Raw genomic sequence first — 22,589 nt, forward strand, 5'->3', positions numbered from 1 at the left:
ACCGTGCCGCGCCGCCGCGACCGCCTGCGCCTGGGCGCCTGCCTGGACCCAGGCGGGCACCACGTCGCCGCGTGGCGGCACCCGTCCGCGCAGGCGGATGCCGGGAGCAACGCCGCCCATGACCGGCAGATCGCCCGGACCGCGGAGGCCGCGAAGTTCGACCCGGTTTTCCTCGCCGACGGGGTCAGCATCCGGGGCGACGACCTCGACGCCCTGAGCCGGACGGCGATCCGCTACGTCGGCCCGGTCGAGCCGCCGTCCCTGCCGGGGGACCGCGACGGTTTCGCCGCGCGCGTCGTCCCCGAACTGCAGCGCCGGAGCCTGTTCCGAGAGGACTATGAGGGACCGACGTTGCGTGAGAATCTCGGCCTGCCCCGGCCGGTGGGGCGAGGCAGCGTGCCAGACGATGAGCCGTGACGATGAGCCGTGACGATGAACCCCCGCCGGCGCGCCGGCGCTTCCTCGCTCAGGGCGCGGCGGCGGCCGCGGCCGCGCTCGCCGGCGGGCCGGCCCGGGCGGAGGAGGCGGCGCCCCCGGCCGTTCCCGAATGGATGAAGATCCCGGGCGCCGATGTCGGCAGCCAGACCTACGGCCGGCCCTCGCGCTTCGAGGACGGCGTCATCCGCAACGTCCCGCAGGGTCTGAAGCAGTATATCTCGGCGTCGAGCCGCACGCCGCTGCAGGATCTCGACGGCATCCTGACGCCCAACGGCCTGTTCTACGAGCGCCACCACGGCGGCATCCCGGACATCGATCCCGCCCGGCACCGGCTGATGATCCACGGGCTCGTCGAGACACCGCTGATCCTCACCATGGAGGACATCCGCCGCTTCCCGTCGGAATCGCACATCTACTTCCTCGAATGCTCGGGCAACCCGGGCTTCGAGGCCATCAAGGGGCGGACAGCGTCGGATCTCGTCGGTCTCGTCAGCTGCGCCGAATGGACGGGCGTGCGCCTCGCGACCGTGCTGGCGGAGGCCGGGCTCAAGCCGGACGCGCGGTGGATCGTGGCCGAGGGCGCGGACGCGGCCGCGCTGACCCGCAGCATCCCGATCGCCAAGTGCCTCGACGACGCCCTGCTGGTCTACAGCCAGAACGGGGAGCGGCTGCGCCCGCAGCAGGGCTACCCGCTCCGGGTGCTCCTGCCCGGCTACGAGGGCAACATGAGCGTGAAGTGGCTGCGCCGGCTCAACGTCACGGCGGAGCCGGCCTATTCGCGCGAGGAGACGTCGAAGTACACCGACCTGATGCCCGACGGCACGGCCCGGCAATTCACCTTCGTCATGGAGGCCAAGTCGATCATCACGCGGCCCTCGGGCACCCAGCGGATCGCCCCCGGCTTCCGCGAGATCACCGGCCTCGCCTGGAGCGGGCGCGGGCGGATCCGCGGCGTGCAGATCTCGACCGACGGGGGCGCGAGCTGGCGGGACGCGGTGCTGCAGGAGCCGGTGCTCAACCGGGCGCTGACGCGCTTCCGCCTGCCCTGGCACTGGGACGGCACGCCGACCACCATCGCGAGCCGGGCGATCGACGAGACCGGGTACGTCCAGCCGAGCTTCGACGCGCTGACGGCGGTGCGCGGCCTCAAATCCTTCTACCACAACAACGCGGTCGTGCCCTGGCGCATCGGGCCGGACGGCGAGGTGACCAATGGCTACGCGTGAAGCGAGCGCCGCCGTCGGCATGGCCCTGGTGCTCGCCTGCGCGGGGTCGGCGCCGGCGAGCGAGCGCCTCGGGATCGGGCGCCCGGCCTCGGAGGCGGAGATCGCCGCCTGGAACATCGACATCGACCGCGACGGGCGGAAGCTGCCGCCGGGACACGGCAGCGTCGCCCAGGGGCGCGCGGTCTTCGACGCGCAGTGCGCGTCCTGCCACGGCGGGCGGGGCGAGGGCGGGACCGGCGAGCGGCTCGTCGGCGGGCGGGGTACGCTCGCCTCGGCGAAGCCGCTCAAGACCGTCGGCAGCTTCTGGCCCTACGCGCCGACCCTGTTCGACTACATCCGGCGGGCGATGCCGATGAACGCACCGCAATCGCTCAGCGCCGACGAGGTCTACGCGGTCTCGGGCTACGTGCTGTACCTGAACGGGCTCGTCCCGGAGAGCGCCGTGCTCGACGCCGCCACCCTGGCCGCCGTCCGCATGCCGAACCGCGACGGGTTCGTTCCCGATCCCAGGCCCGACGTGAGACCCTGACGGGAGCGGCGTACCCGATGAGGCCGCCCCGGTCCCGCCCGCCGCCGTGCCGCCACGGCGCTGTGGCCGTTCGGCCACTGTCTTCGCAACATTATTACATTCGGTTGTCGGGGCGTTGACCCGGCCGGTCGCCGCGGCAAGTATCCTCCGGCCAAGGTTTTCCGGGCACGGCTCGGAGCCGGAACGGGACGCCGGCGCGCTCTTCGCGCCGCATCCGGATCTGCCCCGCACCTGTGGACGGGGCGTTCCCGCCCTGCGCGGCCGCCGGTGCCGCGCGCCGGGACGGTCCGGCGGCGGCGATGACCCGCGTCGCGGAAGGCGACCTTCGGCGCGATGACGTTCCTCGGGCGCGGTGCCCCAGCGGAGCGCGCGGTGCCGCCCCTCCGGGCGGGACGCCGCTCGCCGCCGCGTGGCCGCGCGCCGGCAGCAGCGAGTGTGTGGTGGCGAGTTCTGGACGACCGTCCTTCCGCGAAAGTCCCAGGCCGCGCCGGGGATACGCCGGCCCTGCACGGGCGCGACGCGGCAGCCCGCGTCTGGCACTCGCGGCCCTGCTGTCCGCCGGCGCGCCGGTCGGCGAGGTCCGCGCGCAGGAGAGCGTGACCCTGGAGGAGTTGTCGGTCGAGCATGTCGGCGAGGGTGCCGGTCGCACGACGGCGTCCGGGCGCGGGACCATCGGCCTGATCGGCCCGACACCGGGCTACGGCGCGGGCGCGGCCGTCAGCGCGACGCGCACGGCGACGCCGCAGATCGACGTGCCCGTGGCCGTGTCGGTGGCGCCGCGCGAGGCGATCACCGACATCGCCGCCACCCGCGTGGACCGGGTCTTCGACTACCTGCCCGGCGTCGCCCGGCAGAACAATTTCGGTGGGCTGTCGATCTTCAGCTACGCCATCCGCGGCGTCACGACCTCCGAGATCTACAAGAACGGCTTTCCCCTCAATCGCGGGACGCCGCCGCCGCCGGATGCCCAGAACATCGAGCGCATCGAGGTGCTCAAGGGCCCGGGCGCGGCCCTGTTCGGGCGCAGCGATCCCGGCGGCCTCGTCAACCTGATCACCAAGCAGCCGACCGCCGAACGGTTCGTCGAGTTCGGCAACCAGGTCGACTCGTTCGGCCTGACCCGGGGCACGATCGATGCCGGCGGCGCGCTGAGCGCGGACGGCACGGTCCTCTACCGCTTCAATCTCGCCGCGCAGGGCGCGGGCAGCTTCCGCGATTTCGTGGACAGCGACCGGCTCCTCGTCGCGCCGGTGGTGAGCTGGCAGGTCACCCCGGACACGCGGATCACGGTCGAGACCGAGTTCGTGCGGAACCGGATCGTCTTCGACCGGGGCGTCATCGCGCTGAACCGGCAACTCGGATTCCTGCCCGTCTCCCGCTTCCTCGGCGAGCCCGGGCAGAGCACCTATCAGAACAACAACAGCCTGCAGGTCCGCGTCGACCATCGGTTCGACGAGAACTGGCAGCTTCGCCTGGCGACCTACTTCAACACGGGCGATCTCGCGGGCGAGTCGGCGGAGATCCGCGCCATCGCCGCCGACAACCGCACGGTCTCGCGCGACCGCAACGTGCGCGACTACCGCTGGGACGTGGCCGTCGGCCAAGCCGACCTCGTCGGGCGCTTCGATACCGCCGGCATCGGCCACACGCTTCTTCTCGGGATGGACCGGGAGAGCACCGACAGCCGCACGCAGTACCTGCGCTCGAACTTCCGCACGAGCCCGTTCGCCCTGGACATCTACGCCCCGGTCTACGGCCAGGCGCTGCCGCCGATCACCGTCCCGCGCAACAACCTGGAGCGGATCACCAACACCGGCCTCTACGCGCAGGACGAGATCGTCCTGAGCCCCGAATGGCGGGCGCTCGTCGGTGTGCGCCTCGACATCTTCGAGCAGAGCTTCCGCGAGCGCGCCGTTCGCAGCCAGGTCGACCAGTCGCGGGTCGCCGCGTCCCCGCGGGCCGGCCTCGTCTACCGGCCGATCCCGGAACTCGCCCTCTACACCAACGTCGGCACGAGCTTCCGGCCGAATACCGGTCCGGACGCCGCCGCCGTCACCCGCGGCACGGCCCTGCCGCCCGAGACCGGCCTCGGCTACGAGGTCGGCGCCAAATCCGAGCTGTTCGGCGGCACCCTGCTCCTCACCGCCGCGGCCTTCCGGGTGGAGCGGGAGAACGTGCTGACGCCCGACCCCGCGAATACCGGCTTCTCCCTCGCCGCCGGGGCCGTCCGCAGCCAGGGATTCGAGCTGACGGCCCAGGGGCAGATCACGCCGGAACTGAAGCTCCTGGCCGGCTACGTCTACGCCGATGCCCGGGTGACCAAGGACAACGTGCTGCCGGTCGGGGCCCCGCTCATCAACGTGCCGCGCCATTCGGGCAGCCTGCTCGCGGTCTACGAGCCGGAGGGTGCGTGGCGCGGCTTCGGTGTCGGCGGCGGCGTCCGGGGCGTGGGCGCGCGCGCGGGCGACGCGGCCGGCTCGGGCTTCACGCTGCCGGCCTACGTCGCGGTCGATGCGCTGGCCTATTACCGCTTCGACAATGCCCGGATCGCGCTCAACGTCGAGAACATCTTCGACACCGCGTACTACGAGAGTTCGCTCAACGTGTTCCGGGTCTATCCGGGCTCGCCCCGGCGGTTCACGGGCTCCGTGACGGTGCGGTTCTGATGGCGAGCTCCGGGGCCGCCCCGGGGCGAGGGAGCGCCCGGATGCGCCCGGGCGACTCGACGCGTCGCGGCCGCCGTGAGACTGCCGCGCTCGCGGTACTCCGCGGCTTCGCCGGTTCTGCGCTATGTCGGATCGCGCGCGGCGGCGCGGGGCCGGGCGGCGGCGGCGAGGGGACGATGGTCGGGTGGGTAAGGGTTTGATGGAAGCGATCGTCCCGTCCGATGGCACGGCGCCGCGCGTCGTGCGACGCCGTATCGGTCTGCTCTACCTCGTCCTGATCGCGGCCAACATCGCGGCCTGGATATGGGCCTACAGCCTGTTCGCCGGCCAGCCGGCCCTGCTCTCGACCGCGCTGCTGGCCTACGTCTTCGGGCTGCGCCACGCGGTCGATCCCGACCACATCGCCGCCATAGACAACGTCACCCGCAAGCTGATGCAGGCGGGCCAGCGGCCGGTCTCGGTGGGCTTCTGGTTCGCGCTCGGCCACTCCACCGTGGTGGTGGTGGCCGCGGCCGCGGTGGCGCTGGCCGCGACCAGCCTGATCACGGCCTCGGAGGGCTACCGGGAGCTCGGCGGCCTGATCGGCACCGGCGTCTCGGCCGCCTTCCTGATCCTCATCGGCCTCGTCAACCTCGTCGTCCTCGCGGGCGTCTGGCGCGCGTTCCGGCAAGTGCGGCGCACCGGCCGCTACGTCGAGGCCGACTTCGACATGCTGCTCGCCAACCAGGGCGTTCTCGCCCGGATCCTGCGGCCCCTGTTCCGCCTCGTGACGCGCTCCTGGCACATGTACCCGCTGGGCCTGCTCTTCGCCCTCGGCTTCGACACCGCCACGGAGGTGAGCCTCTTCGGGCTGTCGGCCGCCCAGGCGAGCCAGGGCACCGATCTGTGGACGATCCTGGTCTTCCCGGCGCTGTTCACCGCCGGGATGACGCTGGTCGACGCGACCGACGGCGTGCTGATGCTCGGGGCCTACAGCTGGGCCTATGTCCAGCCCATGCGGAAGCTGTTCTACAACCTCACCATCACCCTGGTGTCGGTGGCGGTCGCGCTGGTGATCGGCACGCTGGAGGCGCTGAACCTCCTGGCGGACAAGCTCAACCTGCAGGGCTGGCTCTGGCAGCGGATCGCCGCGATCAACGATCATTTCGGCGTGCTCGGCTTCGGCATCGTCGGGCTCTTCGCGGCGGCGTGGCTCCTGTCGTTCCTCATCTACCGCCTCGGCCGGTTCGACCGGATCGCGGTCGAACCGGCCGATATGCCCTGACCGGCGCCGGCCGTGCCCGCGCGCGGATCGTCCAGGCCCGGTGAGCCGGGCCGACGTCGAGGCGCGCCGGATGCGCGACGCGGGCTGAACCTACTCGGCCGCCTCGCTCAGCCTCAGGCCGGTGAAAGTCAGCGTCGCCGTGTAGATCGGAGCGCCCGCCGCATCCCGGACAATCACCGTGTAGGATTGCCTGTCCCCGTCGCTCGGGATCTCCCATCGCGCGACGTCCGGGAGGGAGATCATCGCCTCTCTGCGAGCGGCGTCGAAGTCGGCGCACTCGGTCCCGTCCTCGTCCCGTTGCAACTGGCCGTCGTGGATATCGAAGAAATAGCGTGGCACCCACGCCTCCGTGACTGGCTCCCTCCTCACGAAAGCTAACCGGGGTCAGAAGTGTCGGTTCTCGGCGCGCGGCGCCCGGTCCGCGCCGCCCGCCCGTCCCGGCGGCCCGCGCGGATCCGGCGCGGAACTCCCGGTCGCGCGCTTCCAGCGAGAGGCCCGGCGGCGACCCGGGAGGGTATCGCGCGGGCCTCGGCCGTCGCCGCCTCAGGCGGCCCGCACGGTGGTCAGGAAGCGGCGCACCTCCTCCGACAGTCGCTCGGATTGCTGTGACAGCTCGGACGCCGACGTCAGGACATGGGCGGCTGCCGCGCCCGTCTCCTCGGACGCCCGGGCCACGCCCGCGATGTTGCCGGTCACCTCGGACGTGCCGTTCGAGGCCTGCGCCACGTTGCGCACGATCTCCTGCGTGGCGGCGCTCTGCTGCTCGACAGCCGCGGCGATGCCGGCCGCCACATCGTTGATCTCGCGGATCCGTCCCGTGATCCCGCCGATCGCCGCGACGGCCTGATCGGTCACGCCCTGTACCTGGCCGATGCGCTGGCCGATCTCCTGGGTGGCGCGCGCCGTCTGGTTGGCCAACGCCTTGACCTCGGCCGCCACGACCGCGAAGCCGCGCCCGGCCTCGCCCGCGCGCGCCGCCTCGATCGTCGCGTTGAGCGCCAGAAGGTTCGTCTGGCCCGCGATGTTCGAGATCAAGCCGACCATCGCGCCGATCTGCTCGGCCGCCTGGCTGAGCTCCTGCACGAGGCGCGTGGTCTGGTCAGCCTCCGCGACAGCCGCCTGAGCGAGCCCGGCCGAGCCGGCCACCTGCCGCCCGATCTCCTGCACGGACGTGCCCAGCTCCTCGGCAGCCACCGCGACCGTCCCGACATTCGCCGCCGCCTCTTCGGCCGCCGCCGCCACCGTGCTCGATCGCGCGGCCGTCTGGCTGGCGTTGGCGGTCATCTGCTCGGCCGTGGCCTGCAGCTCGGTGGAGGACGAGGACACCAGGCCGACGATCCCCCCGACCGCCCGCTCGAAGCTGTCGGCCATCTCGACCATCGTGCGCCGGCGCTCCGCCGCGGCGGCCGCGTCGGCGATCTGGCGACGCTCGGCCTCCTCGGCCGCCTTGCGGGCGACCATGCTCTTGATGGTGTCGACGGCGCGGCCGAGTGCGCCGATCTCGTCGCCGCGCCGGCGCTCGGCGATCTCGGCGTCGATCTCGCCGGCAGCCATGCGCTCCAGAACGGCGACGAGGCGGGTGATCGGGCGCTGGATGTTGAGCATCAGCAGCATCGCCGCCCCGAGCAGGCTCAGCAGCATCGCGGCGCCCGCGACCAGACCGAAACGCGTCGCGGCGCTGACTTGCTCGGCGGTGGTCTGCATGGCGCTGTCGGTGAAGCCGCGCGCGTTGGCGACCGCCTGGTTGATCATCCCCTCCGCCCGGGCGATCTGGTCCGTGATGGACCGTCGCGCCGCACTGGCCGCCTCGGAATCGGCCGCGCCGCCGCGCAGGTCGCCCCGCCCGGCTCCGGCATAGCTGCCGATCGCGGTGGCCAAGTCCTGGAGAGCCTTCCCGCTGTCGCGCAGGATCTGCGGCTTGAGCGCGATGGCGATGGGACGCTCCAGCCCCCGCATCGCCTGATCGGCCTCCCGCGCGGCGGCGGAGACGGCCGCGTCGGCCTCGGGACCAGTCCGCGCGAGATCGACGGCCTTGAAGCTCAGCTGGATGCGATTCAGGGCGACCTGTGCCTGGGAGATCCCGGACAGGATTGCCTGCTCGCGGACGACCGCATCGGTCGCCTCGGCGATCCGGCGATCGCTGTTCCACTGGTTGTAGATGACGCCGACAGCGAACGCGGCCGTGACAGCAGAGGAAAGGATGAGCTTACGTCCGATAGTCAGGCTGAGCATGTCTGTAGCCAGTATCCGCAGTCACACGACAAGGTTTCTGGCCTTTAATACCCAGCTCGATCTAAAAGAGTCTTAATCTATCGATGATTTGTCTTGACGTCACCAATTTCAACTTTTGATGATCCTGGCCACAGCTTTGGCGTGTGCCACGTGGCTGGACCAGATCTGGACCCGGCGCCGAACGCGCGGCCGTCACGGAAGTTCCCGTGGCAGCCGCTGGTATATCCTCCGTTCCCGAGGCCGACCGTGCCCCGCCGCGCCGTCCGCGTGCTGGCGGCGAAGCGCGCCCCTGCGCTCCTGCTGCGTGCCGACGGCGCGATGCCCTCGTCGGTCCCACCGAGGGTCGTCATCGCGACCGCGTCCGGTCCGGCCGGCGAGGCTGCGACGCTCGCGCGCCATCTCCACGTCGGCGGCGGCGATGCCGACGCGTGAGTCCTGATCCGCGTCCGCGACGCGGACCGGCGCCCCATATAGCCTCGCGGAAGCGCGGGCCTCCGGGACGTCGTCCGTGACGGCTCGGGGATCCTCCGGAGCACCGGGTTGACGCGGTGCTTCCCGATCGGAGGCGCGCGAGGCCAGGGGACGAGGATGACCGAGACGCTGCGCGACAATATCGAGCAAAGCCGGTTCGAGCTGCAGGTCGGCGACGACGTCGCCTTCGCGACCTACCGGCGCGAACCCGGCCGGCTCGTCATCGGCTACGTCTACGCGCCGCCGGTCCTGCGCGGCACCGGGGCGGCCGCGCGGCTCATGGAAGGGGTCGCGGCGCACGCGCGCGCCGCGGGGGATCGGATCGTACCCCTGTGCGGCTACGCCCGGGCATGGCTGCGCGGTCACCGGGCGCATCGCGACCTGCTCGCGTGAGACCGCGATCGGGCGCGCTCGCCGGGCCCGGACCGGGATCGGCCGCCGATGGGCCGGGCGCCCGGATCGCCTGGACTACGACGTCCGTCGCGCCGCATGCCGCCGGCGCTGGACGGCCTCGCGGACATGGGTGACGAGCAGGGCGACGAGGCGGATCTCGATGCTCTCCGTCCGCCGGTGGGCCTCGATCCGGATCGTCTCCGCCGCGAGCGCGTCGGCCTCCCGTTCCAGCTGATCGAGCTCGACCGGGTCGGCACTCGAGACGGACAGCCAGATCTCCAGGAGGCGCATGACCCGGGTGGGCGGCTGCCGCGGCCGGAAGCGCCGATACAGGCCGATGCCCGCCGCGCCGAGCGAGGCCGCCGCGCTGATCATGAGCCCGACCCAGTAGGCCGCGTTCTGCGCCTGATCGCTCAGGCTGGGCTGGTTCCCGGTCAGGTACGCCGTGGCACCCGGATGGATCGGCAGCGCCTGGACCTTGTCGTCGGTGTCGGGGGCCTCGATGCCGGCCAGATCGTCGTCGAGCGCGACGAGCCGCGGCTTGCCGGTGAGAACCTCGCGCGTGATCTCGCCCGCGAGCCAGTCCGGCATGGCGCCGCGGGCCACGAGCCGGTGGCTGACGGACAGCGTGGTGATGTCGTCGCCCGGCTCCGGCAGCGAGCCGAGGAAGGCGCCCTTGGGCACGTCGATCGTGTCGAGCACGGGGTGCTCCTTGGCGATCGCCGCCGCCTCGTCGACCTCGAACAGCTTCACCGCCCCGGAGCCTTTGCGCAGCGCCGTGAACAGCGGCAGCCACAGCGCGCTGCCGACCGGGGCGACCACGAACGCCGAACCGATCTGGCGGCCGCGGGCGGCCTCTGTCAGCTGGTCGATCGTCAGGATCCTGCGATGCACGCTGCTCGGCGGGATGCCGAAATGCGTCAGGATCAGGTCGAGCAGGCGCGCGTCGAGCTTCCGCCCGTCGAGGAGCCCGACGGTGCTGCCCCGCAGCTTGGCCACGCTGTCGACGGCGCTGCCCCCGGGCGCGAGGAAGACCACCGCGTCGCGGCGCAGGATGACCAGGGTCTGCCCGTCCTTCGGTGCGGCGTCGCTGCGCACCAGGGCGAGCTGGGTCTCGCCCCTGTCCAGGGCCGCCGACGCCCCGAGGCGATCCGGCTCGAAGATCGTCCGGATGCGCAGCCGCGGATGCTGCGTCTCGAAGAGCTGCGTCAGGGCCTGTGCGGCCTCCCGGTCCTCGGTGCTGGTCTTGGCGACCGCGATCTCCAGGGAGAGCAGGCCGAGGAGGAGATGGACGAGCAGGGCGACGATGGCGGCCCCGGCCATGACCCCGAGGACGATGACAGTCGTTCTGGAACGCCGGATCATCCGTGCCGCGCTGATCTGCAGATCCGCCAGCATAGCGCGATCGCGCGGCCCGGTCTCCCGCCCACCGACAGCATCCGGCGACGTCCCGCCCCGCGATGACTCGGGCGACGGCGCATCGCGATCAGTTCATGTGGCGGTGCCGGTCCCGAACCTCCTGGAGGGCGAGCTTGCGGCCCAGCGTCCTCAGCAGCGCTTCGGCCTGCACCTTCAACTCCGGGTCCCGCAGCGCGCTGATCGCGTACATCGCCGCGATGGCGTGATCTGCCGCCACTTCGAGGGGCGACGTCTCCAGCAGCGGCGCCGCCGCGTCGGCCAGGTCCTCGAACATCCGCATCCGCGTGATGTCCAGGAGGATGCCGCTGCCGCTCCGAGGCCGTCCGGCATGATCGCCGATGAAGCGGCCGCGCACCAGCACCCAGCGCGTCTCACCGTCCGCCGAGGTCACCCGATGCTCGGCGAGGTACGGTGTCCCCTCGCGCGCGCTGCGCCTTATCAGATCCTCGATCCGCGCGCGGTCGTCCGCGTGGATACTGTCGAAGTAGCGGCCGAGCGGGACACCCTCCTCGGCCTCGATCGGATCGACGTTGTGCACCAGGGCGACGGAGGCGTCGGCGCGCACCCGATCGGGGCCCGCGTCCCATTCCCAGCGGCCGACCACGTCGAGCGCATCGCGTGCGGACTGGAAGGTTTCCGAGGTTGTTTGCCCGTCCAGGGGCTTAAAAGCTGCCACCCGAGCACCCGTCTTCTGTGATCCGTAACATAGGTTGGTCCGAAAACTCTGCAACCGCAAGGGGCATATAGCGTCTATCAATCAACTGTGGCGTGCCAGACACTGTGAGCCCGCCGCACCGTCGGGAGGTGTGTCGGGTATCGCCCCGTCCCGGCGCCCAGAGACCCGGCACCCAGAGACCCGGCGGGTCGCCGGGGTGGCACCCTCCGCGCCGGCGGCGCGCGCGACGCCCTTGCCGATCCTGCCCCAAGCCCCCATTATGACCACAGTGGTCACGGAGGTTGCCATGCAGGAGATCCAGCTTCGCGACGCCAAGGCGACGCTGTCGGCCGTCATCGATCAGGCCAAGCAGGGCGCGCCCTCGATCATCACGCGCCACGGCCGGCCCGAGGCGGTGCTGCTCAGCTTCGAGGAGTGGCAGCGGCTGTCCCGCGTCCCGTCGTTCGGCCGCCTGCTCATGGCCGCGCCCGTCGCGGCGGACGACCTCCCCTCCCCGTCCGGCGGGCTCAGAAGCGCCGAGCTGTGACGCCGTGTACCTCGTCGACACCAATGTCCTCTCGGCCGGCGCGCCGACCAAGGCCGTCCCGGCCGTCGACCTGATCGACTGGATGGACCGGAACAGCGCCGGGCTTCACCTCTCCGTCGTCACGATCGCCGAGATCGAGGACGGCATCGCGAAGAGCCGCAGGGAGGGTGCCGCGCGCAAGGCCGAGCGCCTCGCGGCGTGGCTGGAGACCCTGCTGCACCTGTACGCCGCCAAGGTTCTCCCGATCGACCTCGCCGTCGCACGGCACATCGGCGGATTGTCCGATCTGGCGCGCGGTCAGGGGCACGCGCCCGGCTTCGCGGATCTCGCGATCGCCGCCACGGCGCGCTGCAACGGCTGGACGATCCTCACTCGGAATGTGCGGCACTTCGCGCCGCTGGGCGTTCCCGCGTGCGATCCCTTCGTGGCGCTGCCGGCCGATGGGCCGTGACTGCCCCGCGCGCGTCACCGCGGGGCGGCGCCGATCGAGCGCGCTAACGGGACGGCGCGCAGAACTCGGCCGCAAGGCCGGCGAAGGCGGCCCGCAGGAAGGCGTCCACCGGCCGGTCCCCGCCCGCCTGGATCCAGGCCTCGATCGCCAAGCGCATCGCACCGAGCGACGCCATGGCGACGAGGCGCAGCGAGGCGCTGCGGGCCGGATCCCCCCAGCGCTCGATCAGTGCGGCGTGCAGGGCCTGCTCGTGCAGGCCGTAGGCCGCCTGCTTGCGGGCCTTCAGGGTCTCGCTGGATCGCATGACCCGGTCGATGCTGATGAACTCCTGGGTCCGGAATCCCGTCGACAGCGTCAGCAGGGCGTCGCGGACGACCTCGACCGGAACCTTGCCCTCCGGCTGGGCCAGGACGGCCCTGCGCAGGGCCGCGCCGAAGCCCCGCATCTGCCAATCCAGCAGAATCTCTTCTTTCGACTTGAAGTAGTAGAAGAAGGTTCGACGCGAGATGCCGGCGGCCTCGGCGATCGCGTCCAGAGTCGTGGCCTCGTAGCCGTGCTGGCTGAACAACCGCAGGCCGGTCTCGGCGATCCGTTCCAGTGTCTCCTGCCGCTTTCGCGCGCGCAGGCTGCCGGGCTTCGGTGGCGGGATCCCCATGCCGGCGTTGTCGCATGCGATTCCGCACTTGCAAAGTTGCACGCAGTGCAATTATATTTTCGCACCGAGTGCAAATTTCTGGAACGGTATCGGGACGCGGTGCCGGGCTCCGGTCGCGTGCTCGCCCGCCCGCCGAGTCCGGCAGGCTCGGTCGCCGTCGGGACGCGCGTCCCGACGGCCGAACTCTCGCCGGCGCGCCCAGCGGCGGGCGCGCGTCGTGGTCGCGCTGTGACCGGCGACGCGCAGCGCCGCGGGTCGTCCCGTCCCGCCTCCTCTCGCGAAAGCCCTGCCCCATGCTCGATTGCTCCAGTCCGACAGCGGCGCGGCCGACGCCCAGCCGGCGGCAGGTCGGCGCCCTGCTGCTGGGAACCCTGGCCGCGGGACTGACGCGCCCGGCCGCGGCGCAGCCTGTCGTGGAGGACGTCCGGATCGCCGATTTCGACTGGGTCGACGGCGCGCGTCAGCGGCCCGTGCCGGCACGCCTCTACTGGCCGAACACGTCGTCGCTCCGGCGGCGCGTTCCGCTCGTCGTGTTCTCGCACGGTCTCGGGCAGTCCCGGACCGGATACAGCTATCTCGGTCGGCACTGGGCGTCCCACGGGGTCGCGAGCCTGCACCTGCAGCACGTCGGCAGCGACACGTCCGTCTGGACCGGCAATCCCCTGGCGCTGCTCGACCGGATCGAGCGGGCGGCGCAGGAACAGGAGGCGATCGCGCGGGCGCGCGACCTGCGCTTCGCCCTGGACCGCATCCTCGTTCAGGACGGGGGCGCTTTCGGAGACCGGATCGACCCGCGCCGGATCGTTGCGGCCGGCCATTCCTACGGTGCCAACACGACGCTGATCGCGGCGGGCGCGCGCGTCATCCGCGACGGACGCCCCCTTCAGGCGCGGGACCCGCGGATCGCGGCCGGCATCGTGATCTCGGCGCCGCCCTTCTACGGCGAGCGCGACCTGCGGGCCGTCCTGGGCGCGGTGGAGATCCCGACCCTGCACGTCACGGCGACCGAGGACGTCATCCAGCTGCCCGGGCGCACCTCGCCGTTCAGCGATCGCCTCGCCGTGTACGAGGCGATCGCGACGCCCCGGAAGGCGCTGGCGGTCTTCCGGGGCGGCTCACACAGCATCTTCACCGACCGTCCCCTGACCGGCGGTCTGAACCTGAACCCGCAGGTGAAGGAGGCGACCGCCACCGGGGCGCTGGCCTTCCTCGACCTCGCGTTCGGCGGCGATCCGGAGCCGCTGCGCGCGTGGTCCTCGACCTGGAAGCCGATCCTCGCCGTCGCGCCCGCGGGCTTCGCGAGCGCGTCGCTGGCGCAACCCGCCGTGTCGTCCCGCGAGAGGGACCGGGCGCGCGCGCACCCGGTGCAACCGCTCTGACACGCCGGTCATCGCGCCCCATCGGAGCCGAACCTGCCAGCCCGGTCTCACCGTCGATGTCGGCGCTCCGGGTCAGGTCGCTTCGCGCGACGTGAGGGTGCGCTCGACCAGTGCGCGGATCCGCTCCCGGTTCGGCGCGGTCCCGAACAGGATCCGGTAGAGAATCGGCGAGACGACCCCGTCCAGCACCGCCTCGGGATCCGGGAAGGCCTCGCCGCGGGCCAGGGCCCGATCCGCGATGATCGCGATCTGATCGCGCGTGAAGCTGCAGCATCGCTGGGCACAGTTCGCGTCCGACGCCGCCAGAACGTCCCGGATCATCGCCCGCCCCGGCGCGGACGACATCTCGTCCGCGTACTGTTCCGCCCAGGCCTCGAGATCGGTCCGGCCGTTGCCGGTATCGGCCGGCTCGGCGTCGGGACGCAGCCGCTCGACTGCGACGTCGGCGAAGAGTTCGGCGAGCGTGCCCCACCGCCGGTAGATCGTCGACGGCGTCACGCCCGCCGCGGCGGCCACCAGGGGCACCGTGATCTCCGAACGGTCCGTCCGGGTCAGGAGTTCGCGCACGGCCGCCTGAACCGAGGTCTGCACCCGCGCGCTGCGCCCGCCCGGACGCGGCCCTTGCCTCGTCGTCATCCTGCACTCTGCCGTCGGCGGCGCCACAAACGCAAAAGAGTTGCGTTTGTGGCGCGGAGGGACTACGCATCAAACGCAACGGATTAGCCTTTAGGGTCGTCAATGACCAGGGTCGGCAACCTGAAAGTTGTGGCTGTCGCGGGCGGCGGCACGCTGTTCTTCCACGCGGCGGTGCTCGGCACCTTCCTCGCCGCGTCCGCCGCGCCGACGCCGCTGTACCGTTTCTATCAGGAGACCTACGCGCTCTCCCCCGTGCTCACGACCGCGGTGTTCGCGGTCTACGCGCTGGCCCTCCTCAAGGCGCTTCTCGTCGCCGGGTCGATCTCGGACCACCTGGGTCGACGGCCGGTGATCTGCGGCGCGCTGCTCCTCGAACTCGTGGCGATGGTCCTGTTCACGACGGCCCACGGGGCGTGGGGTCTCATCGCGGCGCGCTTCGTCCAGGGCGTGGCCACCGGCATCGCGGCGAGTTCCCTGGGCGCCGCGCTGGTCGACGTCGACCGGGGGCGGGCCCAGCTCGTGAACGCGATCATGCCGCTGATCGGGATGGCGGTGGGCGCGCTCGGGACCAGCGCGCTCGTGCAGTACGGCCCGCATCCGCTCCGTCTCGTCTACGCGATCCTGGGGGCGTTGTTCGTCGCGCAGGCCGCCCTCCTCTGGCTGACGCCCGAGACCGGGGAGCGCCGCACGGGAGCGCTGCGGGCCCTGAGGCCCCGCGTCGTGGTCCCGCCGCAGGCCAGACGGCCGCTGGCCGCGATCACGCCGACCAACATCGCGACCTGGATGCTCGGGGGCTTCTACCTCTCCATCGTCCCCTCGCTGGTGGTCGCCGCGACGGGCAGCCGGACACCGTTGACGAGCGGCGTCATGGTCGCGGCCCTGATGGTCGCGGGCGCCTGCGCGGTCGTCCAGCGGCGCGGCGGGGACGCGGCAGCCAACCTGACGATCGGGACGCTGGCCATGACGACCGGTCTCGTCATCGTGCTCGCCGGCATGCACGGCGGGAGCGTGCCGGTCCTGATCGGCGGGACGTTGGTCGGCGGCGCTGGCTTCGGGACGAGTTTCCTCGGTGCCCTCGGGACGATCGTTCCGCTGGCGAAGCCGGGCGAGCGGGCGGGGCTTCTCTCGACCTACTATGTCGAGAGCTACCTGGCCTTCAGCCTGCCGGTGATCTGTGCCGGATATCTCGTGCGCCGGATCGGCTACGTGACCACCGCCGACATCTACGCGGCCGCCATCGTCGCCATGAGCGCGGCCGGGTTCCTGGCACGGCGGGCGATGGCGGCGCGGCGCGTCCTGCCCGGCTGATGCACGGTGCCGTGGCCGAGACGGTCCCCGGCCGCATTCCGCGCCCGCTTCAACGGCTGCCCGACACGCGCGAGCGCCGAGGGCGGCGCCGCGCGGGCAGCGGTTGTCGTGCCGACGGAGGCGATACCGGCGGGACGGTCTCGGTCCAGCCGCGTTGAGGCAGGTCAGCGGCGCGCGCGTGGGACAGCTGGCTTCCGCGCGCTCCCGGGACGCGGATCCGAGCGGAGGCATGCATGCGAGACTTCACGGTCGTCTGGGACGCGGCGCGGCTGGCCTGGGTGCGGGAGCGCGTGCGGGCCTACCGCATGCCGCGCCTGCCGACGGGGGCCGGCTGGCGCTACGGCTGCGATCCGGACGTCCTGGCCGCCCTGTGCGCTCACTGGCTCGACGGCTTCGACGAGGCCGCCGCCGCGGCCGAGCTCAACCGCTTCCCGCAGATCCTGGCCCGCGTCGAGGATCTCGACCTGCACGCGGTCCACGTCGTCGGTGAGGCGGAGGGCCGGCGCCCGCTGCTGCTGATCCACGGCTGGCCGGGCTCGATCTACGAGTTCTGGTCGGTCATCGAGCCCCTGGCCTTCCCGTCGCGCCACGGCGGGCGGCCGGAGGACGCGTTCGACCTCGTGATCCCGGCGCTGCCCGGCTTCGGCTTCTCGGGCAAACCCGCCGCGCCGATCGGGGCGCGCACCGCGGCGCGGCTGTTCGACCGCCTGATGCGCGAGGCGTTGGGCTACCCGCGCTACCGGGTGCAGGGCGGCGACTGGGGCGCCGGGGTCGCGGCCTGGCTCGGCCTCGACCACGCCGACGCGCTGGAGGCGATCCACCTGAACTACCTGCTGGTGCAGCCCGACGCCGAGCCGGAGAGCGCGGCGGAGCGGGCCTGGCAGAAGCAGGCCGCGGCCACCCAGCAGGCCCTCGGGGCCTACGCGCAGCTCCAGGGCACCAAGCCCCTGTCCCTGGGCTACGCCATGGCGGACGAGCCGGTGGCGCAGCTGGCCTGGCTGGTCGAGCGCTTCCACGACTGGGCCGACCTGCGGGAGCGGCCCTTCGCGCAGGTGTTCTCGAACGATCAGCTCCTGACCAACGCCCTGCTCTACATCCTGACCGATTCCTTCGCGACGGCGACGTGGTTCTACGCCGGCGCGCAGCTTGAGGGCGTGCGTCGGATGCCGCCGGGCCGGCGCGTCACGGTGCCGACGGCCTTCGCGGCCTACCCGGATCCGCGCACGCCGGCGCCGCCGCGGGACTGGCTCGAGCGCGGCTACGCGGTCTCGCGCTGGCGGACGATGCCGCGCGGCGGGCACTTCGCCGCCATGGAGACTCCGGACCTGTTCGTCCAGGACCTGCGGGACTGGGGCCGCGGCTGACGGAGTCATCCCGCCGCACCCCGGACCCGGCCGCGCCCTGGGGCGTTGGCCGGGGATATCCCCCATCCTCGTGGAGTGCGCGCTATGAAGCTTGCAGGAGGCGTTCGCGCCGGGCTGGCCGTGTCGTTGATGTCCGGCGCGGCCGTGCTGGCAGGTCCCGCCGCGGCTCAGGACGCGAAGCCCGCGCCCGCGGCACTCACGAAGGTGGCGGGCTTCGCCCATCAGGTCACGGGCATCACCGTCAGCCGCGACGGGCGCATGTTCGTCAACTTCCCCCGCTGGAGCGAGGACGCGCCCGTCTCCGTGGCCGAGGTGAAGGACGGCACGCCTGTCCCCTATCCGGACGCGGAGTGGAATAGCTGGCGCAACGCCAAGAAGGACGAGGTCGACCCGAAGACCCACTTCGTCTGCGTGCAGAGCGTCGTGGCCGACGGTCAGGACCGTCTCTGGGTGGTCGACGCGGCCGCGCCCGCCATGGCGCACGTGGTCAAGGACGGCCCCAAGCTCGTCGGCATCGACCTGAAGACCAACCGGGTCGTGAAGACCATCCCGTTCGACACCAGCACGGTGCTGCAGGCCTCCTACATCAACGACGTGCGGATCGCGCCCGACGGCAAGACCGCCTACCTGACCGATTCCGGCGCCGAGGGGGCGCTGATCGTGGTGGATCTCGACAGCGGGTCCGCCAAGCGCGTGCTGTCCGGCCATGCCTCGACCATGCCGGACAAGAGCGTGACCGTGCAGTACGACGGCAAGCCGCTGCGCCGCCCGGACGGCCGCGGCGTCGAGTTCTCGGCCGACGGCATCGCCCTCTCGCCGGACGGGAAGACCCTGTACTGGCAGGCCATCAAGGGCAAGACGCTCTACAGCCTGCCGACCGACGCCCTCACCGGCTGGGCGACCGCCTCCTTCGTGCCCGAGACGCTCAGCGACAGGACGCTGGAATCGAAGATCGTGACGGTCGGCGAGAACGGCCCCGCCGACGGCCTGCTGATCGCCCGCAAGGACGGCCGGATGTACGTGACCTCGCCGCAGGACAACGCCGTGAAGGTCCGCGACCTGACCGGCAAGGGGAGCGGCCTCACGACCCTGGTGCAGGACCCGCAGCTGCGGTGGCCGGACACGTTCAGCGAGGGACCGGACGGCACGATCTACGTGACGACGTCGCACATCCAGGACTCGGCCGACTACAAGCCGGGCGCGCCGATCAGCCTTCCCACCGAACTCTGGGCGATCCGGTCGGGACCGGGCGACGTCACCGGGTCCACGGCGCCCGGGACGGCTCGCTGAGGGCCGCTGCGGCCGCGCCCCGTCGTCCCGACGCGGGCCCCCCTCGCCCGGTCAGGTCGGCGGAGGCCGTGCTCGTGCTGCCGGGGGCATCGGCGTCGCCCGAGCCCCCGCGACGCGCCGGGCGGGGCCCGACCCGCCATCGCGCCCGCTGCGGCGCGGCCCGGGACCTCTAGACCAGCGCGTATCCGGCATCGGTCCGCTCGATCCGCCCGCGGGCGGCGAGATGCATCCCGGTCACGCTCAGGCCCTCCGTCGCCGCGCGATCGAGGACGCGCCGGCGGGTCGCGATCGCCTCCGCCGGGTCGGTGTCCCAGATCACCGTCCAATCCGGGTGCGGCATCTGCAGGAGCCGCGAGTGGACGATGTCGCCCCAGATCAGCAACCGGTCCGCGCCGTCCGCGATCAGCACGCCCATGTGCCCCGGCGTATGGCCGGGTAGCGGCAGCGCGTGGATGCCGAGCGCGAGTTCCGCCTCGCCCGAGACGTGGCGGGTCCGAGCGCGGTAGGCGGCGAGCACGGCCTGCGCCGTCTCGAACATCGGGCGCAGGGCGGCGGGCGCGGAGGCCCGGGCCCCGGCATCGGTCCAGTAGGCGACCTCGCGCGCCTGCACCACGAGCTCGGCGTTCGCGAACCGCGCCAGGCGTTCCGGCGTCAGGAGACCGCCCACGTGGTCGGCGTGGAGGTGGCTCAGCCAGATGGTCTCGACCTGATCGGGCCGCACGCCCTCCGCCGCGAGCGCGGCGGTCACGCGGTCGAAGCCCGGTCCGAAGACGGTGCCGCAGCCCGCATCCAGCAGCCAGTGGCGCGCGCCGCGCCGGATCAGGAAGGCGTTGACCGGCTCCGGCGACGGACCGTCCGCGCTGAGACCGGCCCCCTGCAACAGCGCCCGTCCGGCCGGGCTCTCGGCCGCCGGCATCATGCGCGGCTCCAGCGGAAACAGCCCGTCGCGCAGCGGCGTCACGGTGAGCGCGCCGACCCGATAGGGTCCAGGCGCGGCCGCGGCGGGTTCGCGCAGGCCGAGCGGCAGCAGGGCGGAGGCGGCGAGCAGCCTGCGGCGGGAGAGATGAAGGGCCATGGCGGGCTCCGCGGGAGACGGGACGCCGCCATCCTGCGGTGCGTGTCGGCGTCGGGCCAGGGACGGCCTCCCGCCCGCGACCGGGCATTCTTCCCGCGCTGACCGGCACAGCTTGCGCGCCGGCCCGGTCCCGGTGCCAAATCGGCGCGTCGTCTCGAGCCCGGCCGTTTCGCCCCCATGAGCCTGCCCGCGCATCTCGGCTTACGCCTCCTCGCGGTCGCCATCCTGTGCTTGGCCGGCGCCGTCGCCTGGACCGGCTGCGCGGCACAGGCGAGCCTGCGGCGGGAGGCCGCGATCTCGGCGGACCGGATCGCCGCGCAGCTCGCGCGTCAGCCGGGCCTCGGCAGCGCCGGCCCGGTCGCGATGGCCGCCGCGCCGCCGCAGCCCGCACCGGCGATCCTCACGCTCCTTCCGGGGATCTGCGCCGACATCCAGCTCGGCGTCGAACCGCCCCGGCGGGTCTGCGGCGACTGGGACGGCCTCGATGCCGCGCCCGCGTGGTTTCGGGCGGCGCTCGCGGCGGACGCCGCGCTCGAGCCGACGATCCGCGCCGTCGTCTATCGGGAGCGCGCGATCGGCAGCGTCACGTCCTGGCCCGACCCGACCGCCGCGGCGGCCCGTGTCTGGCAGCGTGTTCGCCTCGCCGGCGGGCTCGCGCTCGCTCTGACGGCGGCGACACTGCTTCTCAACTGGCTCGCCGTCACGCGCCTCGTCGCGCCGGCCCGGCAGATCGTGCACGGGCTGGCGAACGTCGACGCGGCCCGCGCCCGGTCGCCGCTGCCGCGCTTCGCAGCCGCCGAGTTCGACCGGATCGCCCGCGCCTGCGATGATCTCGCCGACCGTCTCGTCCGCGCCGAGGCCGCGCGCGCGGAGCTGATGCAGCGGCTCGTCACGGTGCAGGAAGAGGAGCGGCAGGCGCTCGCGCGGGACCTGCACGACGCCTTCGGCCAGTGCCTCGCAGCCGCGGGCGCGCGGGCGGCCGCGATCGAACTCGCCGCGCCCCACGATCGCGAGGATCTCCGCGCGGACGCGCGCGGCATCGAGGCCGTGATCGCCAGCATGCGGGAGAGCCTGCGCGGGGCGTTGGCGCGCCTCGAACTGCCCGATCTCGCCGAGACCGGGCTGGAGGACGCGCTGCGGGGCCTCGTGGCGGATTGGCGGGGGCAGCTCAGGTCCGGCCCGGCCCTCCATCTCGACGTGGCCGGCGACCTCGCCGACATGCCGGTGACCGTCGCGGCGAGTCTCTACCGCGTCGCGCAGGAGCTCCTGACCAACGCCCTCCGCCACGGGCGTCCGAGCCGGATCTTCCTGCGGGTCGTCCGGGCGGAGACCGGAGCGCGGTCGGTGACGCTCACCCTGGACGACGACGGCAGGGGCGATGTGTCCCGCACGGCGTCCGGGACGGGCCGCGGGCTCGTCGGCATCCGCGCGCGCCTCGCCGCCCTCGGGGGCACCCTCGCGCTGACCGGCACCGGCAACGGGATCCGCGCCTGCGCGACCGTCCCGACCGCGGGCTGAGGCGCCATGGCCGCGTCCATCCTCCTCGTCGACGACCATCCGGTCGTGCGCGAGGGCTACCGCCGCCTGATCGAGCGCCAGCCGGGACTCGCCGTGACGGCGGAGGCGGCGAGCGCGGCGGACGCCTACCGCCAGTACAAGGCGCACGGGCCGGATCTCGTGATCCTCGACCTGTCGCTTCCGGGACCGAGCGGCATCGAGGCCATCCGGCACATCCGCCAGTGGGACAGAACGGCCCGCATCCTCGTCTTCAGCATGCGCACCGGGGCCGTCGTCGCGCGCCAAGCCTTCGCCGCCGGGGCGTGTGGCTATGTCAGCAAGGCGAGCCCGCCGCGCGAGTTGCTGGCGGCGGTGGCCGCCGTGCTGCGCGGCGAGCGGGCGATGAGCGCCGACATCGCGCGCGCGATCGCCCAGGACGACGTTGCGGGCGGGCGCGCGGCGGTCGACGCGCTGAGCCCGCGGGAAGTCGAGATCCTGAGCCTGACCGCGGCGGGAATGACCGCGCAGGCCGTGGCCGAGGCCCTCTGCCTGAGCCTGAAGACCGTGCACAACAACCTGTCGGGGATCCGCGCCAAGCTCGGTGCCCGCACCGATGCACACCTCGTCTGGATCGCCCTGGGCGCCGGGCTCGTGTCCCCGCCCGAGGCGCCGGCCGGCAGGACGTGACGGGGACCGCGCGCGCACGCGAACTCCGATCGAGGCCCGCCGCGCCGCAACCGTCGCGGCGCTCGGCGTCGGCGCGCCCTGCGGGCCGGCCTGTCGCTCGACGCCCTGCCCCGCTCCGGTTCCTGAGGTCAGCGGCGCCAGCCGCGTGACCGCGCGTGCATTGATCTGACTGAGGGCTGATCCTTCCCGACATCCGTCAGCGAGCAGCGCGCCGCGTTTAATCCGCGCCGATGCGTGCGTGGGGGCACTCCGCGATTGCATGTCGTCGCCTACATTGCCATCGCGGCGGAAAATTACGGCTCCATTCAAGGCTCGTGATTTTGCCGAGACTGCGGATTAAACGACGATTACATGCGAACGGCGTCGCTGCTCTTGGCTGGCGCGGAGCGGGCGCACCCGATGCCCGG

22 protein-coding genes are annotated in these 22,589 nt (G+C 72.6%); 15 read left to right on the plus strand and 7 right to left on the minus strand.

The genetic code is table 11. The features are described from left to right. Window positions 1-3: 3 nt before the first annotated feature. From ACTJK8_RS17385 to ACTJK8_RS17405, 5 genes are all read left to right on the plus strand, one after another. Window positions 4-417, plus strand: a complete 414-nt coding sequence (locus ACTJK8_RS17385; RefSeq protein ID WP_058608086.1) for a hypothetical protein — start codon at window positions 4-6, stop codon at window positions 415-417. Window positions 418-419: 2 nt separating this feature from the next. Beyond that, window positions 420-1,664: a sulfite dehydrogenase gene (gene soxC / locus ACTJK8_RS17390; RefSeq protein ID WP_012329609.1), complete on the plus strand. Its 1,245-nt coding sequence runs from the start codon at window positions 420-422 to the stop codon at window positions 1,662-1,664. Next, a complete protein-coding gene (locus ACTJK8_RS17395) occupies window positions 1,651-2,193 on the plus strand; it encodes a c-type cytochrome (RefSeq protein WP_012329610.1) in 543 nt (180 codons plus the stop codon). Before soxC ends, ACTJK8_RS17395 begins: the two co-directional genes overlap by 14 nt. Window positions 2,194-2,741: 548 nt before the next feature. Beyond that, complete coding sequence (locus ACTJK8_RS17400; protein ID WP_440762294.1) at window positions 2,742-4,859, plus strand: TonB-dependent siderophore receptor; 2,118 nt, start codon at window positions 2,742-2,744, stop codon at window positions 4,857-4,859. Between the two features lie 199 nt (window positions 4,860-5,058). After that, a complete protein-coding gene (locus ACTJK8_RS17405; protein ID WP_012329612.1) occupies window positions 5,059-6,123 on the plus strand; it encodes a HoxN/HupN/NixA family nickel/cobalt transporter in 1,065 nt (354 codons plus the stop codon). Between the two features lie 90 nt (window positions 6,124-6,213). Here the strand turns inward: ACTJK8_RS17405 and ACTJK8_RS17410 are convergent, their stop codons facing one another. Continuing rightward, the gene (locus ACTJK8_RS17410; protein WP_012329613.1) at window positions 6,214-6,462 is read right to left on the minus strand and encodes a DUF6894 family protein; all 249 of its coding nucleotides are present in this window, start codon (window positions 6,460-6,462) and stop codon (window positions 6,214-6,216) included. Between the two features lie 204 nt (window positions 6,463-6,666). After that, on the minus strand, window positions 6,667-8,355 hold the full coding sequence (locus ACTJK8_RS17415) for a methyl-accepting chemotaxis protein (protein ID WP_012329614.1): 1,689 nt from the start codon (window positions 8,353-8,355) through the stop codon (window positions 6,667-6,669). Between the two features lie 246 nt (window positions 8,356-8,601). On the opposite strand from ACTJK8_RS17415, the gene ACTJK8_RS17420 reads away from it, so the two are divergent. Beyond that, a complete protein-coding gene (locus tag ACTJK8_RS17420; RefSeq protein WP_440762288.1) occupies window positions 8,602-8,787 on the plus strand; it encodes a hypothetical protein in 186 nt (61 codons plus the stop codon). A gap of 156 nt (window positions 8,788-8,943) precedes the next feature. Further along, window positions 8,944-9,219, plus strand: a complete 276-nt coding sequence (locus tag ACTJK8_RS17425) for a GNAT family N-acetyltransferase (protein WP_024827340.1) — start codon at window positions 8,944-8,946, stop codon at window positions 9,217-9,219. Between the two features lie 75 nt (window positions 9,220-9,294). Here ACTJK8_RS17425 and ACTJK8_RS17430 read toward each other — a convergent pair whose 3' ends face one another. Next, window positions 9,295-10,617 carry a TAXI family TRAP transporter solute-binding subunit gene (locus ACTJK8_RS17430; protein ID WP_127993146.1) on the minus strand — a complete coding sequence of 441 codons (1,323 nt, stop codon included), beginning with the start codon at window positions 10,615-10,617 and terminating at the stop codon, window positions 9,295-9,297. A gap of 88 nt (window positions 10,618-10,705) precedes the next feature. Next, a complete protein-coding gene (locus tag ACTJK8_RS17435; protein WP_127993239.1) occupies window positions 10,706-11,314 on the minus strand; it encodes a PAS domain-containing protein in 609 nt (202 codons plus the stop codon). A gap of 286 nt (window positions 11,315-11,600) precedes the next feature. On the opposite strand from ACTJK8_RS17435, the gene ACTJK8_RS17440 reads away from it, so the two are divergent. Further along, complete coding sequence (locus ACTJK8_RS17440; RefSeq protein WP_012329619.1) at window positions 11,601-11,840, plus strand: type II toxin-antitoxin system Phd/YefM family antitoxin; 240 nt, start codon at window positions 11,601-11,603, stop codon at window positions 11,838-11,840. A gap of 4 nt (window positions 11,841-11,844) precedes the next feature. Next, complete coding sequence (locus ACTJK8_RS17445; RefSeq protein WP_012329620.1) at window positions 11,845-12,291, plus strand: type II toxin-antitoxin system VapC family toxin; 447 nt, start codon at window positions 11,845-11,847, stop codon at window positions 12,289-12,291. A 43-nt stretch (window positions 12,292-12,334) separates the two neighbouring features. Here ACTJK8_RS17445 and ACTJK8_RS17450 read toward each other — a convergent pair whose 3' ends face one another. Next, window positions 12,335-12,946 carry a TetR/AcrR family transcriptional regulator gene (locus ACTJK8_RS17450; RefSeq protein ID WP_012329621.1) on the minus strand — a complete coding sequence of 204 codons (612 nt, stop codon included), beginning with the start codon at window positions 12,944-12,946 and terminating at the stop codon, window positions 12,335-12,337. A gap of 293 nt (window positions 12,947-13,239) precedes the next feature. Between ACTJK8_RS17450 and ACTJK8_RS17455 the strand changes: the two genes are divergently transcribed. After that, window positions 13,240-14,325 (plus strand): alpha/beta hydrolase family protein, encoded by a 1,086-nt coding sequence (locus tag ACTJK8_RS17455; RefSeq protein WP_058607718.1) that lies wholly within the window; start codon window positions 13,240-13,242, stop codon window positions 14,323-14,325. Window positions 14,326-14,397: 72 nt separating this feature from the next. Here ACTJK8_RS17455 and ACTJK8_RS17460 read toward each other — a convergent pair whose 3' ends face one another. Then, window positions 14,398-14,961, minus strand: a complete 564-nt coding sequence (locus ACTJK8_RS17460; protein WP_012329623.1) for a TetR/AcrR family transcriptional regulator — start codon at window positions 14,959-14,961, stop codon at window positions 14,398-14,400. Between the two features lie 102 nt (window positions 14,962-15,063). Here ACTJK8_RS17460 and ACTJK8_RS17465 point away from each other — a divergent pair, with 102 nt between their 5' ends. The 3 genes from ACTJK8_RS17465 to ACTJK8_RS17475 all read left to right on the plus strand — a co-directional run bounded on the left by ACTJK8_RS17465 (window position 15,064) and on the right by ACTJK8_RS17475 (window position 18,923). Next, window positions 15,064-16,269 carry an MFS transporter gene (locus ACTJK8_RS17465; protein ID WP_053620993.1) on the plus strand — a complete coding sequence of 402 codons (1,206 nt, stop codon included), beginning with the start codon at window positions 15,064-15,066 and terminating at the stop codon, window positions 16,267-16,269. 233 nt (window positions 16,270-16,502) lie between these two features. Beyond that, window positions 16,503-17,633 carry an epoxide hydrolase family protein gene (locus ACTJK8_RS17470; protein ID WP_058607719.1) on the plus strand — a complete coding sequence of 377 codons (1,131 nt, stop codon included), beginning with the start codon at window positions 16,503-16,505 and terminating at the stop codon, window positions 17,631-17,633. Window positions 17,634-17,717: 84 nt separating this feature from the next. Then, window positions 17,718-18,923, plus strand: coding sequence for an L-dopachrome tautomerase-related protein (locus ACTJK8_RS17475; protein WP_012329626.1), 1,206 nt, complete (start codon window positions 17,718-17,720; stop codon window positions 18,921-18,923). A gap of 169 nt (window positions 18,924-19,092) precedes the next feature. Here the strand turns inward: ACTJK8_RS17475 and ACTJK8_RS17480 are convergent, their stop codons facing one another. Next, window positions 19,093-19,998, minus strand: a complete 906-nt coding sequence (locus tag ACTJK8_RS17480; RefSeq protein ID WP_058607720.1) for an MBL fold metallo-hydrolase — start codon at window positions 19,996-19,998, stop codon at window positions 19,093-19,095. A gap of 177 nt (window positions 19,999-20,175) precedes the next feature. On the opposite strand from ACTJK8_RS17480, the gene ACTJK8_RS17485 reads away from it, so the two are divergent. After that, window positions 20,176-21,516: a sensor histidine kinase gene (locus ACTJK8_RS17485; RefSeq protein WP_058607721.1), complete on the plus strand. Its 1,341-nt coding sequence runs from the start codon at window positions 20,176-20,178 to the stop codon at window positions 21,514-21,516. 6 nt (window positions 21,517-21,522) lie between these two features. Further along, window positions 21,523-22,182, plus strand: a complete 660-nt coding sequence (locus ACTJK8_RS17490; RefSeq protein ID WP_058607722.1) for a response regulator transcription factor — start codon at window positions 21,523-21,525, stop codon at window positions 22,180-22,182. The last annotated feature ends 407 nt before the right edge of the window (window positions 22,183-22,589 follow it).

Source organism: Methylobacterium sp. 22177 (assembly GCF_052045615.1).
Taxonomy (GTDB): domain Bacteria; phylum Pseudomonadota; class Alphaproteobacteria; order Rhizobiales; family Beijerinckiaceae; genus Methylobacterium; species Methylobacterium radiotolerans.